The organism is Streptococcus sp. 32226D021BW, assembly GCF_053545015.1.
Window position 1 is genome coordinate 50,188 of record NZ_JBPPVC010000005.1, and the last position, 15,166, is coordinate 65,353.

Consider the following 15,166-nt stretch of genomic DNA (forward strand, 5'->3'; position numbering starts at 1 on the left):
CGACATGCACTTTTTAACTCCAGTGAAAGTCGTGACAGTTTTGTATAAACTTTTCTCTTCACTAAAAACATCAACTTTCAGCTACTCTGATAATCACTCTGTGACTTAACTATCACGACATGCACTAACACCTCCTATTGCTAGAGGCAACTTGCACTGATTTACACTGTTAATCAAGGAAATCATCATCTAATTTCAACTGTAAACCTTTCACTATAACACCTTTGTTTGTTCTTTTTTTGGTGAAACCAGCATTCGCAAGAGCTGTGTAAAAATCCGTTGTGCTGCGCGTGTACTCATTGATACCAGCACAATAAGCTCGATAAGCTGAGTAAAGTTCTCCTGATTTCTCAGTTAATTGGTCGCCGATTTCACAACAATCACCAAGAAACTGACCCATCCAATCATTAGCTTCTCGATAGGCAGACACAGATTGAGCAACAACCTTTGGCAGAGTTAACTTGAAATTGGCATTGATTGCTTTCTCTGCACCTTCAATAATCCATGACATAATTGCCTCGGATGCTTCCTCGTACAGGTAGTCCGCAAAGTTTTTGATATCTGACCGACCTGTGATTTTGGCATTAAAAGGAATGACAATCAGACGTCTCCAAATCCCATCATCGTTCGCACCTACTTTTGGTAGATGGTTGGTGTAAAGAACTAGCGTGTGTGATGGCACAAAATGAAATGGTGCCTTGTACTTCTTCTCAGCTAAGATTTCATCTGTCGAACAAAGTTGTTTAACCATTGAAGTGTTCAACCGCATTCCCTCACTCATCTCAGATGCAATAATAAGACGTTTTCCTTTTAACTCTGCCATTTCAGGGCTAACATTTCGTCGGACACTCATGGTTAGAGCATCTGCCGATAATTTGCCTGAGTAGTTGCCCAGCACTCGTGCAATGGTATTCCAAAAGGTAGACTTGCCGTTTGCCCCACTGCCGTAAGCGATAATAAGGTGCTCTTGGTAAACCTTACCGATAGCAGCCATACCCACCACCATCTGAACGTAGTCGATTAGTTCTTGATTACCACAAAAGAAAGTTGCTAGAGTCTCTAGCCACAAGCCTTTTCCCTTATCGCTTGGCGAAGCTGTTGCCATCTTCGTGATATAGTCAGTTGAATCATGATCTTTTACACCAGCTAAGCCCTGGGATAAGTTAATGGTGGCTTTAGGAGTATTGAGCAACATTTCATTGTTATCAAACTCAGACACACTCATCCGAACCATGTGTTTAGCGGTTTTAACGATAGCTGAGAGATGGCGATAATCACGATATTTCATGACAAATTTATGGAAGTCAAATGCTTTCTTGTACTCCTTAAAGGCTGATAATTGACTTGGTCCATCAAGGGCTTTTTCAATGGCTTTAACCCCCTTAAAAATCAGTTCCTCTGAAATACCTGTTTGGATGAGCCGTTTTGTCTTATCCTCTAGGTTGGCATCTGCCACTGCTAGTTGCTCATCCAAGAAAACATGAACCTGTCGCATGGCCAATTGCTCATCCTCCACCCAGTGTTTCCCATTGAAAGCAAGATAGTCAGTCTCACGAGTAAAAGCAATTCGGTCTCCATATTCACGAGCTAACAGTCCTGCTTCACCAATATCGGTATAGTCATCAGGTCGCATGGCTTCTCGGTTATAGGCCTCAGGTGATACATAATCTTGTGACTGCTTAATGGTTCGATTGTAAAATCGCACAGCACTTCCCCAGATGGAATCTAACTCTGCTTTATCAAGTGGTGGTACACATTTCTGAGCCTGCTCATCAAAGCCATCTCTTGCTTCTTGCGTTACCCCTAAACGTTTGACAATCTTAGCTGCAAATACAGACATCGTTGAATTACGACTCCCTTGCTGGATTGGACCTCTTGGCGGAGTATAAAAATCTGCATCGAAATCTTCCTCGTCTTCAATAGAAACAACTTGAAACAAATCTTCATCAATAGTTAGCCATGAATCATGCCATATAACCTGCGCATTGGGATTTCCAAAGAAGAACCTTGCCGCATCTTTGGCATTATCATCAAAAAACTTGTATTGATTACAGAGTTCTTCCTTCATGGCTACGTAGACATCTTTATCAGTTACCTCATTGATTTGGAAGTAGATATGAAATTTAGGTCTTGGAACCTTTCCTGCCTTAGCCTGCATATGACTTCTACTGGTGACCAAGGCAAAATTGTAATCCGCAAAGATTTCTTTTAATCGCTCTACAGTTATCCACTCATCTGAATTTTCAGAATGGTCATTATCAATATCCATGACCAAAACGTCCGACTGGATGAAATTGGTATTTGAGCGTGTATTGTTTAAAAACAGCCCTGCCACATGGTCGAATTGCGCAACAGTTTGTAGCGATATTTCATCTGTAACAGTTACTTGATTGGGATAAACCGTGGTTGTCTGAACCCCAGTCTGTCCAGAATGAGATAAGGTAAATTGCATTATGCACCCTCCAAATGTAATTAATGATGTGTGGAGATTTTTCCCTCCTACCTTATTAGGTAGAACTACGGCTCATTTTTCCGCACCTTAATAAAATTTTTTTCAAAAAAAATAATCTTCCTTTATATAGCTAGAGGAAGATTATTTTCATGTTTACCAAATAAAAAAAATTTTATAAAAAAGCGGAAAATTACATCCTAGTATTACCTATATAGGTGTAAGGGATGAAAAACATCGATTCAAAAAATTTTTAATAAAAACCGGAATTTTTGTTCACATCTCTACCTAATAAGATAGGAGGTCACAAAATGACTCAAGAAATAACTGTGAATCACAATGATGAACTGGTCGATACACTTACCGCCATCAGCGTCATCTCAAAGCAACTCGCTCGTAAAATAAAGGAGGAAGAAATCAATGAGAAAAATGAAAGAACTGAATAGACTAATTCATGATATGGAAGAAACCGCAAAGTACTACCTTCGATTGGTGGATGAGTTCAAAAAACTCCTATCTACTGATGATGAAACAGTTCCTGAACCAATATCACCAAAATCTGAACCACGAAGGGAAATTCAATTGGAGGATGTCCGTGCAGTCCTTGCGACCAAAGCTAAAAACGGATTTAAGAATGAGGTTCGTGCACTTCTAAATGCTTACGGTGCTTCTTCTCTATCAGCTCTTGACCCTAAACACTTTGCGGCAGTCCTTGAAGAAGCTGGAGGGATTGGTAATGACTAACCACGCCATTCTATCTGCTTCTGCATCACATCGTTGGTTGAACTGCCCACCTTCCGTTCGGTTAACAGAAGATATACCAAATGAAACCTCTGAGTTTGCCCTTGAAGGTACTGATGCTCACGAGTTGTGTGCTTATCTAGTCGAGAATGCTTTAGGGAGGAATGCGCGTGATCCAACTGAGAATTTAGTATTTTATAACGATGAGATGCAGGAATGTGCAGAAGAATATTGCAACTATGTCATCGAGCAAGTTGAGAAAGCCAAAGGCTACTCTCGTGACCCTACAGTTCTTATCGAACAACGACTGGACTTTTCTAAGTGGGTACCTGAAGGCTTTGGAACTGGAGATTGCATCATCGTGGCAGACGGACTTCTTCAGGTAATTGACTACAAGCACGGGCTTGGTGTTCTAGTTGATGCAAACTACAACCCGCAAATGATGTGTTATGCCTTAGGTAGCATTGAAATGTTTGATGGTATATATGATTTCGATAAAGTTACCATGACCATCTTCCAACCACGAAAACATAACATTTCTACCTTTGAGATAGAAAAGACTGAGTTGCTTGAATGGGCGGAAAACGTACTCGCTCCAAAAGCTGAACTTGCTTTCAAAGGTGATGGGGACATGCAGTCTGGTAAACACTGCCAATTCTGTAAACTCAAGAATGTCTGTCGCAAACGTGCTGAGGATAATTTAGCTCTTGCCCAGATGGAGTTTGCGAATCCAGCCACCCTTGATAACGAGGACATTGCAGAGATTTTGCCTAAACTAGATTTGTTGATTTCATGGGCAAACGACATCAAAGCTTATGCATTAAATCAAGCAACAGATGGACATCCTATCCCAGGATATAAACTGGTTGAAGGTCGCTCTGTTCGTAAATTCTCAGATGAGTCAGCCGTGAGTCAAGCTGTGATGGATGCTGGCTATGACCCTTACGAAAAGAAACTCTTGACTATCACTGCCATGACCAAACTCCTCGGCAAGAAAACCTTTAACGACCTACTTGGTGGTCTCGTAATAAAACCAAGTGGTAAACCAACACTCGTTCCAATTGACGATAGCCGTCAAGAGATGAACCTAGCAAAACATGAATTTAAAGAGGATTAACTATATGACAACTAAAGTAATTACAGGACCAAACACTCGCTTCAGCTACTTAAATGCCAATGAGCCAAAGTCAATTAACGGTAGCACTCCCAAGTACAGTGCCTCACTCATCATCCCAAAAGAGGATACAATCACTATTAACAAAATCAAGTCTGCTATTGAACAAGCTTACAAAGAAGGTGAGTCAAAACTCAAAGGCAACGGTAAATCTGTACCTGCATTATCTACTCTGAAAACTCCACTTCGTGACGGTGATCTTGAACGCCCGGATGATGAAGCATACAAAAATGCTTACTTTGTAAATGCCAACTCTCCACACAAACCTGGGGTGGTTGACGGCAATCGTCAAGAAATCATTGATACTTCAGAATTGTACTCTGGTATCTACGGTCGTGCTTCTATTACCTTCTATGCTTTCAATTCTAATGGCAACAAAGGGATTGCTTGCGGTTTGAATAACTTGCAAAAATTGCGTGATGGTGAACCCCTCGGAGGACGCACTCGTGCTGAGGATGATTTTGCGACAGAAGAAGATGATGACTTTTTGAACTAGAAATGGAGAATTAGATTGATGATGTATACTATTTTAACTTGTACAATTATGGGACTCTGGGTGCTTATCGGACTATACTTCGGCTATATGACCATTAGAGATGACATTCGAAATGAAATGGAACGAAAGGCAAAGCTAAACAAAGAAAAACTTAGCCAAACACCGCTCAGTCGAAAAAACAAATAGAACTTTAGGTGGCAGTACTTCTGTCACCTTTTTCAGAAAGGACGTACTATGCCAATTAGAGAACTCAGCATTGACATCGAAACTTATTGTGAAATTGACTTACGAAAATCTGGTGTCTATCGCTATGCGGAGGATAACAGTTTTGAAATCCTTTTGTTTGCGGTATCTGTCGATAATGGACCAGTAACTGTTTACGACTTAACTAAGGAGAAGTTACCACAAGATATTCTTGAAGCTTTAGTAGACGATAGAGTCATCAAATGGGCATTCAACGCTTCATTTGAGCGAATTTGTCTATCAAACTGGCTCAAGAAATATCACCCCGAATTGTTATCAGATGAATTTTTATCTCCAGTTTCATGGAGATGTAGCATGATTTGGTCAGCCTATTTAGGATTTCCACTCTCCCTTGAGGGAGTTGGAACAGTCCTCAAACTCAAAGACCAAAAGATGAGAGAGGGTGCTGACCTCATTCGCTACTTCTGCGTACCTTGTAAGCCTACCAAGGTCAATGGGGGGAGACTCCGCAACTTTCCACATCACGCGCCTGACAAATGGTCCATCTTTATCAATTACAACAGACGTGATGTTGTGGTCGAATTGGCCATCAAGGAACGGCTTAAAAACTTCCCAGTACCTGATTTTGTTTGGGATGAGTACCTCCAGGATCAGATTATCAACGACCGAGGTATTGGCATAGATGTTGACTTTGTAAAAGCCGCAATCAAAATTGATGCAGAGAGCAAAGTTAAAATCCAAGAGGAACTAAAAGCATTAACAGGTCTTGAAAATCCCAACTCTGTTCTGCAGATGATTGGCTGGCTACGTGAACATGGAGTAACTACAGATTCTCTAGACAAAAAAGCTGTTAAAGAATTACTTAAAACGGTTGATGAAACAGCTGCACAAGTTCTTAAACTTCGTCAACAAGCTGCCAAATCAAGTGTGTCTAAATACCGGGCCATGATGAACTGTGTTTGTAAAGACGGTCGAGCAAGGGGAATGTTTCAATTCTATGGAGCAAACCGAACTGGTCGATGGGCTGGCCGTTTGGTACAACTTCAGAACTTACCACAGAACCATCTTCCTGACCTTGAGGAAGCTAGAGAACTTTTCAAAACTGGTGACCTAGAACCTACTGAACTCCTTTACGATACGCAAGATACTCTATCGCAACTTATTCGCACTGCTTTTATTCCAAGTAAGGGTAAGAAGTTCATCGTGTGTGACTTCTCTGCCATCGAGGCGCGTGTTCTGTCTCATCTTGCAGGAGAGACATGGCGGAGCAAGGTCTTTGAACAAGGTAAGGATATCTACTGTATGTCTGCGTCACAAATGTTCGGTGTGCCAGTTGAGAAACATGGTCAAAATGCAGACCTACGTCAAAAAGGGAAGATTGCGGAGCTTGCTTGTGGCTATGGTGGAGCAATTGGCGCACTTAAAGCCATGGGGGCGCTTGATATGGGACTATCAGAGGACGAACTCCAACCACTTGTTAACTCCTGGCGACAAGCAAATCCGAATATCGTTCTCTTATGGTGGGATGTAGACAGGGCGGTTAAAACTGCCGTAAAAGACTTAATTCCAACATCTGTTCATGACATTCAATTTGAAGTTAAAAGTGGCATTTTATTCATCACCCTTCCTTCTGGTCGTCAACTATCATATATCAAACCAAGAATTGGCGAGAACCAGTTCGGTGGAGAGTCAGTCACATATGAAGGAACTGGGACTGCTAAACGTTGGGAGCGCCTCGAAAGTTACGGACCAAAATTTGTGGAGAATATCGTCCAAGCTATCAGTAGAGACATACTTGCTTACTCTTTGAAGCAACTAAAAGAGTTTAAAATTGTAGGACATGTACACGATGAAGTTATTATAGAATGCCCGATGGAACAAAAACTTGATGAAATTGCATCGTTGATGGGAATTGCACCAGACTGGATGTCTGATATTAACCTTCGTTCCGACGGATACGAATGCTTATTCTATCAGAAAGATTAGTAAAAAATCGCCACCTCAAAATGAGATGGCGATTTCAATTATTGATTTAGTTCGTTATATACCTCCTTTGCGAGTGCATGTGCTTTCTTGATTGCATCATAACCTTGGGTCTTTTTCAGACCAAGTTTTTCAATGATCTCTTGTTTGCTAATTGTGACATCTTTGTAGATTAGCTTTAGGATTTTACCGTACTTTTCATTACGTTGATAAACAACATCAATCAATTCTTCTAGTGTTTCAATAAGCATCAGTTTCTCCTCGTGAGAAGGGATTCCAGTTGGATCGTATCCAAATTTCTCATCATTATCCCTCTTCTCGAACATCTCATCTAAAGATAAATCATCATGCTTTCCTTTAGAATGACGGCTCAAGTATTCATTAGTATCCATGTTAAATACACGAAGGGCATTCGCAAACTCTGCTCGCTCAACGGGTACAAATCCAACAAGAATTCGTTTTCCATAGATATTAAATGTTTTGAGGTTGTCTCGATTAACATCCTTATTAACTAGCATAGCTTTATCCCTAATAACGAATGGTACTAGTACTTGTGAGTCAGTAGGTTCTACACCATTAAATGGCTTTTCACTTTTATAGCGATCTAGAGTATATTTTGAATTACTATTTTGTTCATTAATTGACATGTCTTGTCACCTTTTCCTTCGTTCACAAAGGAATTGGACATGCCAAAAGAACTATTTAATTTTGTTTCTGACCACATCAGCAGTTCCTTTGCTAAATCATGGTCAGTCGACTTCACAGACTGAACTGCAATTCTCAACTTCCACCTTTGAAGTCAGAGGCCGTGATCAAGGGCAAGGTTTCTATTGAGGGGATTCGTAATCTTTTAATTATTACAAGTAAAGTATATAGCTTTTGAACGAAACTCTACAGTTCATAAATTGAACGATTTCTAAATCAAGAAACCCTTCAAAGTTAGATTTTTTTAGTGAAAAATATTACTATTTCTTTTTAAATCACTGAATTAAAGGCAAAAAAATACCGCTCAAAATTTGAGCGGTTCATTAAAAAATTATTTTCCTAAGAACTCTGGTAATCCTAGACTCTTGGCTAATTCGTTACATTCAAAAGCACCTAAATGATAATAATTTCTAAGTACCATTTTATATCCAGTATGGTAGAGTACATCATTTCTAAAGTTGGTACCACTCTTATCAATTAGGTCAAAACTTAAATCTGGGAATAGTTTCATTCCCAATGTTAAAGCCATCAACTTTTCTAGACTATGTGCTGCATCTGATTTTGTTTCCAATCTCCTTATTGTAGAAACACTTATCAGACTTACTTCCTCTAATTTCTCCTGAGTAATATTTTTCCTCTCTCTATGATAAACCAATGTTTTTGGAAATGAGCGAGGAAGCTCATCCAATATAGATTGTAATTCTTGGAAAATTTTACCATTTTTTATTTCAGCATTATTTCCAACAACATTAAGGTAATCAGAAAAATCAACGATTATTTCGGTAGTTATTTTTCCCCTGTACATTATGTAGTCATTAAAACTAGTAATTGAAATAGACTTTTTATTATCATACTTATAGCTTAAATCAAAGACAAGACAACACTCATCCATGTGTTGATATGCATAATCCGTCATTTCATATTTTCCAAATTCAACCATAGTTACATACTTGGAATTATTCAAACAGAAATGTGAATCAACATAGACATACCTGTTACTATCCATCAATTCTCGAAAATGTTCATTAGTCCAATTAAGCATACATGCATTAGCAAATGAAATAGTAAAACTTTGATTTGAAGACATAGCTCTTAACTCACAAGAATAGCTTCTTAGATATTGATCCCCAACAAAATTATATATTCCCTCAAATTCATGGTAACCTAGTTGTTGAAGCCTAATTTTTGCTGCAAGACGTGAGACTTGGAAAAACGATGCTAAGTCATCGATAATCTGTTCAAACATTTCAATTCTTTGATCTGAAGTATATTTTAAAGAATAATTTGTTATTAGCTCATTAACCTTTTGTTTTGTGGTTTTCTTAGGCATTAATAGACGAGGGGCAATACTATTTGCATGCCACTCCATCCAATCATCCTGAGTCCAATTTGTAGATTCAATTTTAGAATTGTCTACGAAAATATTCTTTCCATCAGTGTGTGTTAGCATTCTAAACTCTTGATAGTCTTTATGAAGTAACCAGTGGACTACTTCATGAACAACTGTATTGTTATAACTCCCTTGATTACGAAAATCTTTTACAGTTGGGTCAACTACAATTGTTCCCTTAGGGACAAGTAATGATTTGGGCTGATTCGTCTCATCAAAGACGTCTATCGTAGTTTCCTTAAACACAATTTCTCCAAAAACTGATTGGTCAGGGGATACTTTTGCCTCGATTAAATTTACCCCAATTGATTCAAGCAACAACGATATATTCAAAGACATTGGGGTTTCTAAAACTTCAGGTTGATGGATTCTTAGGATTTGATTAGCAATACTATCAAATTTTTTTGATTCAATTATTGGTACAAATTCAGCAGTATATTCAGAATCTGGAATTTGTTTATTATCTGAAAAAAATACATCCTCAATTCTGAAATTTTTAAATCCAGAATCTAAAACATAAGAAATAGATATATTAAACCAAACCTCTCCACCTTCAGTTTCGTACCCATAGTGATTCTTTCCTTTCACCTCAACAAAAGCAACCACCTGAAGAAAGGATATTAATCCTGTTTCCGTCCTTTGCGTTGATAGAATTCTGCGAACCTCAAAATCATCTAGAGAAATAAAATTGATTTCATTTAAATCACACTTTGACACTTTAATTTGACTACGGTTACGAATTATGAATCCTTTGACAGATGAAAAAAATTCATTATAAAAAGTAGATTCAATAACTTTTTCGATTTTTTGTACCATAGAAATACCTCGTATAATTTATAATTTAATTATAACATTTTGGCTAGGTATTTTTTCCACATAATATGTTTTATTGAAACAGATACATAAAAAAGCTGAGGAAATCCCCAGCTTTTATCAATAAATGTATTAATCTCCCTTCGATGAGATAGGACGATAAAATTCTACGTAGTATTTCACTCCCAGCCTGACCTAATCTTTTTACTCAGATTTATCTTCATCAAATTTATTTTTTAATTTTTCCAACAAATCTAAATCAAGTGAATCATTCAAATAGTTATAAAAAATACTCGCCGCATTTAACTTGGCAACATAAATAGATGAAAGACCTAAAGAATTCAACATATGCATATCAACTTTAGCAAAATCATAAACTGATTCATTTTCTGTAGGCATTAAAAAATAATTAACTATTTGAAGATTATTTTTATCTGCGAATTCTCGATAAGCTAAAGCATATAAGAATTGTTTCGTGACATCACCGACACCTGGATTTCCAGCTACTGATTTTGTACTAAATCTTAGATTATAATATTTACCATCAAGAATAAGCAATCGTTTATTTACTACTGTGATAATATCAGGAATCAGAGTGTCAGTTTCAAAAACATCTTTATTATTTTGGGTCCACTGCGGCTTATCGATAATATTTTTGATTTTAGTATTTTTAGTATTTGCACCAGTTGGATCTAAATCTAAACCACCAATAGTTACATCAAGTTTATCGTTCAATACATTGGCACAAGCTTTTTCCCAAATTCCTTTAAATGAATTAGTCCCAAATAAACTTGCATATTCGTCTCGTTCAGCTTCATATTTTTGTGATACATAGCTAAATAAAGCTTTTAGAAGAAGTTGTTTACGAGTATTAAACTCTTGACTCAGTTCTGACTCTATCATATATAAAATAAAGTCAATATCACCTAGGTCAGTCAATTCCTCATCTGTAAAGTTAGTCAATGTCAAATCTAATAAATCAAGAAGACCATTTAATTCTAATGTTTCTGAAATACGACTAAGCACAACCTCGTGAAGTTTCTTTATGAAATTATCGTCTTCAACAACACTTCGCCTATTGAAATAATCAATATAAACAGGTCTGTTATCTGAGAAAAAGGCAAAACTATCATTTACCGTTTTATCCCAAAGAATCTCTCCATTACCATTCATTTCAACTATACTATGCTGATTTGAATATAAACCATTTTGGAAATAGTCCTCTAGCAAGAATAAACTAACTGACAAATCTCCATAGGCTACTGATTCATCTATATCGTTCAGACTATAAATTGCTTGTTCTCTGGTGCTTTTAGAGTATTTTTCAATAACTTTTATAATCTGCTTAAACTCAGCAGTCTGCTTTTCAGTAGGTTTCTCTTTTGGATTTACTTCAATATATTTAGGAAAAGAATACAAGATGTATGATTTTACAATAATTAAACCAACAAATTTGAATTTATATAAAAATTCAGTAGAATTAGGGTCTATTTCTACCACATCAGCTATATCATCATCAATATCAGATAAATCTGCTTTAGAAAGTTCAAAACCCTTCGGAGTCCTTACTTTAGAAATAACATTCACTCGCTTTAAACGAGTTAAAATATCTGTAACCTCTTCTTCTTTGGCTATTTCATTTGGAAAGAGAAGACTAGCAAATTCCTCAAAGCTATAACCAAATTCTTCTCTACAATAGATAACTTTCATTATTCTTTACCATATTTAGATGGATCATAAGAATGTAACAACAAATTCTTTTCTTGGAAAATATCAAATAAGGATTCAATATTAGTCACAAGTTGCCCATTAGAGTCAAAATTTGAATCAAATTTAGAACAAATTTGAGAATATCTAGTTAAACCAGTAGCAAAGAGTTGACCTCTTCGTTGTTTTGCAGCATCATCGAATAAATACATGATGACTTTATTTTTAAATACTCTGTTAAAAGTCTTGCCATCCATAATGTAACTATCATTTGGAGCAATACTCTTCGGATTAACAAAGAAAGGACCCAACAATTTATCTTCATTAATTTTGAATTTATCAGTTGATAGCAATTCGTTGATTGACTTACGTAATTGATTCCAATTCAAATCATAGTCAGTTGAATAAGGAGAAACTTTTTCATCATTATCATCAATTCCAAAATATTCAAAATCCCAACGTCTCTTAAATGCAGTATCCATAGGAAAAACTCCTTGGTCTGCACTATTCATAGAAGACCAGATAAACAAATTATCAGGAAGTTTGATTTCAGTTAATGAACTAGGTTCAAGTATTACACCATTGTCTCTAAACTCTTTAATGATATATTTCTTCATATCTTCAGATAAATTAATAGCATACTCACTAATCCCATTACCCCTATCTAAGAGTTGGAATACCTCTCCGAATACCGCTGAAACATTAGCCCTATTTATTTCCTCTACAATTAATAAATAAGGATTTTCAGATTCTGAATTTAGCAATGCCTTAACTAAAATGCGCATGAAAGGTCCTGGAACATATTCGTATGTGATTTTTTCATCATCGATAGGTACAGGTTTATAGGTTCCAACGAATTGACTATAAGAATAATCTGGATGGAATGTTACACGTTCATATTCACCACCATTAGCTAGCAATTCTTTTCTTTGTTTCTCTAATTCATAACTTTTACCAGTACCTGGTGCACCAAAGAAAATTCTATTATAACTATATTTACCTTTTTCCCTACAATTTGAATTTATTTTGATGTCCAAATCAAAAATAGTCAACAAATTTTCATCTTGATTAACTACTTTATCATTAACGTCTTCTTTAGTACTAGAATTGGCTAAATACCAAAAGAAATCTGTTGGAATATTAGATAATTGTGATAATTGTGATATTTGAAAATTTAATTTTAATTCAGAGCTCTCTGGAATAATTTTAAAGGCATCTAAAATTTCAATTTTATTATCATTGCTAAGCTGAGAAACGAAGATTTCTGGGTATAGAATATGAAAATATTTTTTTACCCAAATTCTTTCATTAAAAAAGTTAACTGCATGACCATCCATAAAATTCCATAAATCTTCATACTCATTAAGATTTGAAACTCCATTATTGGAATCTATATAATTACAAACGTTCTGTACAAAGCTAACAAAATCATCCTTATTCCAATTAACAGGTGTGGTATTACTCTGCTTAGCACTACCAAAAATATTATAGTCAGGATTATCACTCAGATTATATGCTAAAGAATCTTCTTCTTTCTTTCCAAATAGCTTAGAACTAGAAAAATTACTTAGTTTATCTACAGAAAACTTAGCCAAAAAATTTGTACGAGTATCACTTAGTTTAGAATTAAACTCAGCAAAATCATTGCTATAATCTTTATGAACTACATATTGTAAATATTTAGCTACTGCTGAGAGGCTGTCAATCAGATAATGATCATCTGAAATTATAACTGGATTTTTACGATTTCTTATTAATGAGTTCAATCCGTCATATTCCGAATCTCCTGGCTGAATAATTTCAACTAAATTATCTCTATCAGAAATTTTTAAAATATCATCAGCATTAAATGCTTTGACATTATCGGTTACAAATTTCGAAAGTGATTTACCACCCTGTTGAGCTGATGCGAATCGAAAAGAATTCGCATTTCCATTAGCTTGAGAAATTCTAAAGCTTTCAGACTGCCCATTTGGAGCTGTCAACCTAGTTATAACTGATGCACCTTGAGTGCTAGAATCACCACCAAAAAAATTTTCAAACGCATCTAAAGTCGTTTCAATTTGTTTCTTAGTATCATTATTAGTTAATTTTCGTAGATATACTTTCACAAAAATAGCCCCTTTTTAAATATTATTTTTGAGAATAAAATTTATCCAGTGTTTTATTGCATTCTTTAGCGATAGCCTGAGCCAACAGTGGAGGCACAGCATTTCCCACGTGCTCACATCTTTTACTATGAGTTCCAAAGAATTTATAGTTGTTAGGGAACCCTGTAATCGCAGCTGCTTCACGGACTGTAATTGAACGATGTTCCTTTGGATGAACTGGAAAATTGCTATGGCCTGGAACCAATGTAGGACTTGGCTTATCTCCAGCCAATCGCATAGTACTACCTCTTGAATAAAACTTACTAATTTTAAGTTCTTCCGGTAATTTATCAATATGTTTAGCTATTGATTCTCCTTCAGGTATATACTTGAATCGTTCAACTGTTTTAGCGGCATGTGACATAGGAACATTATCAATATCTTCCTCGTTTGTATAGTCAATTGTTGCTAAAGCATCATTTACCGTTACTGGTTTATTTAAATTCAGATACTCTATAGGAAAATCTTTTTTCATCAAAGATTCGTCCATATGTGTTGGTTTTGGAAACTCAAACTCAAGATTCAAATCTTTTTTAGTAGCAACTATAATAACACGTTCACGTTTAGTAGCTGCACCGTACCAAGCTGAATTTAATATTCGGTACTCAACATCATAACCTAATTCATTGTATCGCTCTACAATATCATCCATTACTGAGACAAGATATCCCTCGGCCTCAAGAGTTTTTAATGTCTGTTCCTTACTCTTTCGTAATACATCTCCCTCATCAAGAACTTCTTGAGTTAACTCATCAGACTTACGGAGTTTAGCCTTTTTACCTTTATAGTTTTCTAGCTCTTTCCAAAGAACATCAACTCTTTCTTTAACAGAATCAGGAGTTGATTTACTTAAAACTTTTGCACTTAGAATACCTATAACATTTTCAATGATACTTATTTTAGGTCTAAACTCTTCAACAAGCTCTAACTGCTTGTGATAGAAATAATTACGTTCATCACTTGGAGATTTTTCACCTGCCAGACTAAAACCTTTACAAACTACACCACCAAATAATACATCTAGCTCACCCTGTTCAAGATTTAACTTTTCACGTAGTAGGCTCGGATTAATATCGATAATACTTGTATTATCCAACATGGTTCCTTCTAGCTCTAAGTTAGGGTTATTATATTCAAGAGTCTCTAAACATTCATCAACAAAATCATTCACATAGACAGAAACAAAGTTCTCCCTCATAAATCCAATATGGGACCCACCTGCCCCTACAAAAGTTTCAAATAACTTATAACCTGTATTCGCTTTTACCAAAATGTTTCTCCATCCTTTAATTTTACCAAAAAATTCTCTAATATTATAACACATATAACAAATTTCATGGTGAATAACGACATC

The 15,166-nt window shown here is 36.1% G+C and carries 11 protein-coding genes; 5 read left to right on the forward strand and 6 right to left on the reverse strand.

What is annotated here, in order from left to right; all coding sequences use genetic code 11:
- Nucleotides 1-169 precede the first annotated feature (169 nt).
- Nucleotides 170-2,452 (reverse strand): phage/plasmid primase, P4 family, encoded by a 2,283-nt coding sequence (locus tag ACEE44_RS04555; RefSeq protein WP_449171413.1) that lies wholly within the window; start codon nt 2,450-2,452, stop codon nt 170-172.
- Nucleotides 2,453-2,760: 308 nt separating this feature from the next.
- Here ACEE44_RS04555 and ACEE44_RS04560 point away from each other — a divergent pair, with 308 nt between their 5' ends.
- The 5 genes from ACEE44_RS04560 (at nt 2,761) to ACEE44_RS04580 (ending at nt 7,050) form a co-directional block, all read left to right on the forward strand.
- Nucleotides 2,761-2,895: a hypothetical protein gene (locus ACEE44_RS04560; protein ID WP_261307740.1), complete on the forward strand. Its 135-nt coding sequence runs from the start codon at nt 2,761-2,763 to the stop codon at nt 2,893-2,895.
- Nucleotides 2,870-3,193 carry a hypothetical protein gene (locus tag ACEE44_RS04565; protein ID WP_029185053.1) on the forward strand — a complete coding sequence of 108 codons (324 nt, stop codon included), beginning with the start codon at nt 2,870-2,872 and terminating at the stop codon, nt 3,191-3,193. The genes ACEE44_RS04560 and ACEE44_RS04565 overlap by 26 nt, the downstream gene beginning before the upstream one ends.
- Entirely contained in the window at nt 3,186-4,307 is a 1,122-nt protein-coding gene (locus tag ACEE44_RS04570; RefSeq protein ID WP_449171414.1) for a DUF2800 domain-containing protein, read from the forward strand. Before ACEE44_RS04565 ends, ACEE44_RS04570 begins: the two co-directional genes overlap by 8 nt.
- Nucleotides 4,308-4,311: 4 nt before the next feature.
- Nucleotides 4,312-4,860, forward strand: a complete 549-nt coding sequence (locus ACEE44_RS04575) for a DUF2815 family protein (protein ID WP_171942521.1) — start codon at nt 4,312-4,314, stop codon at nt 4,858-4,860.
- Between the two features lie 234 nt (nt 4,861-5,094).
- The gene (locus ACEE44_RS04580) at nt 5,095-7,050 is read left to right on the forward strand and encodes a DNA polymerase (protein WP_449171415.1); all 1,956 of its coding nucleotides are present in this window, start codon (nt 5,095-5,097) and stop codon (nt 7,048-7,050) included.
- Nucleotides 7,051-7,088: 38 nt separating this feature from the next.
- On the opposite strand, the gene ACEE44_RS04585 is transcribed toward ACEE44_RS04580, so the two are convergent.
- From ACEE44_RS04585 to ACEE44_RS04605, 5 genes are all read right to left on the reverse strand, one after another.
- Complete coding sequence (locus ACEE44_RS04585) at nt 7,089-7,694, reverse strand: hypothetical protein (RefSeq protein ID WP_449171416.1); 606 nt, start codon at nt 7,692-7,694, stop codon at nt 7,089-7,091.
- A gap of 389 nt (nt 7,695-8,083) precedes the next feature.
- Nucleotides 8,084-9,958: an ImmA/IrrE family metallo-endopeptidase gene (locus tag ACEE44_RS04590; protein ID WP_449171417.1), complete on the reverse strand. Its 1,875-nt coding sequence runs from the start codon at nt 9,956-9,958 to the stop codon at nt 8,084-8,086.
- A gap of 201 nt (nt 9,959-10,159) precedes the next feature.
- Nucleotides 10,160-11,665, reverse strand: a complete 1,506-nt coding sequence (locus ACEE44_RS04595; protein ID WP_172087518.1) for an LlaJI family restriction endonuclease — start codon at nt 11,663-11,665, stop codon at nt 10,160-10,162.
- On the reverse strand, nt 11,665-13,773 hold the full coding sequence (locus ACEE44_RS04600) for an McrB family protein (protein ID WP_449171418.1): 2,109 nt from the start codon (nt 13,771-13,773) through the stop codon (nt 11,665-11,667). The genes ACEE44_RS04595 and ACEE44_RS04600 overlap by 1 nt, the downstream gene beginning before the upstream one ends.
- Before the next feature lie 22 nt (nt 13,774-13,795).
- Entirely contained in the window at nt 13,796-15,082 is a 1,287-nt protein-coding gene (locus ACEE44_RS04605; protein ID WP_449171419.1) for a DNA cytosine methyltransferase, read from the reverse strand.
- Nucleotides 15,083-15,166: the final 84 nt, after the last annotated feature.

Bases quoted from the DNA above. Each gene is read 5' to 3' on its own strand.
- ACEE44_RS04555 (WP_449171413.1), bottom strand. From the start codon at position 2,452: ATGCAATTTACCTTATCTCATTCTGGACAGACTGGGGTTCAGACAACC.
- ACEE44_RS04560 (WP_261307740.1), top strand. From the start codon at position 2,761: ATGACTCAAGAAATAACTGTGAATCACAATGATGAACTGGTCGATACA.
- ACEE44_RS04565 (WP_029185053.1), top strand. From the start codon at position 2,870: ATGAGAAAAATGAAAGAACTGAATAGACTAATTCATGATATGGAAGAA.
- ACEE44_RS04570 (WP_449171414.1), top strand. From the start codon at position 3,186: ATGACTAACCACGCCATTCTATCTGCTTCTGCATCACATCGTTGGTTG.
- ACEE44_RS04575 (WP_171942521.1), top strand. From the start codon at position 4,312: ATGACAACTAAAGTAATTACAGGACCAAACACTCGCTTCAGCTACTTA.
- ACEE44_RS04580 (WP_449171415.1), top strand. From the start codon at position 5,095: ATGCCAATTAGAGAACTCAGCATTGACATCGAAACTTATTGTGAAATT.
- ACEE44_RS04585 (WP_449171416.1), bottom strand. From the start codon at position 7,694: ATGTCAATTAATGAACAAAATAGTAATTCAAAATATACTCTAGATCGC.
- ACEE44_RS04590 (WP_449171417.1), bottom strand. From the start codon at position 9,958: ATGGTACAAAAAATCGAAAAAGTTATTGAATCTACTTTTTATAATGAA.
- ACEE44_RS04595 (WP_172087518.1), bottom strand. From the start codon at position 11,665: ATGAAAGTTATCTATTGTAGAGAAGAATTTGGTTATAGCTTTGAGGAA.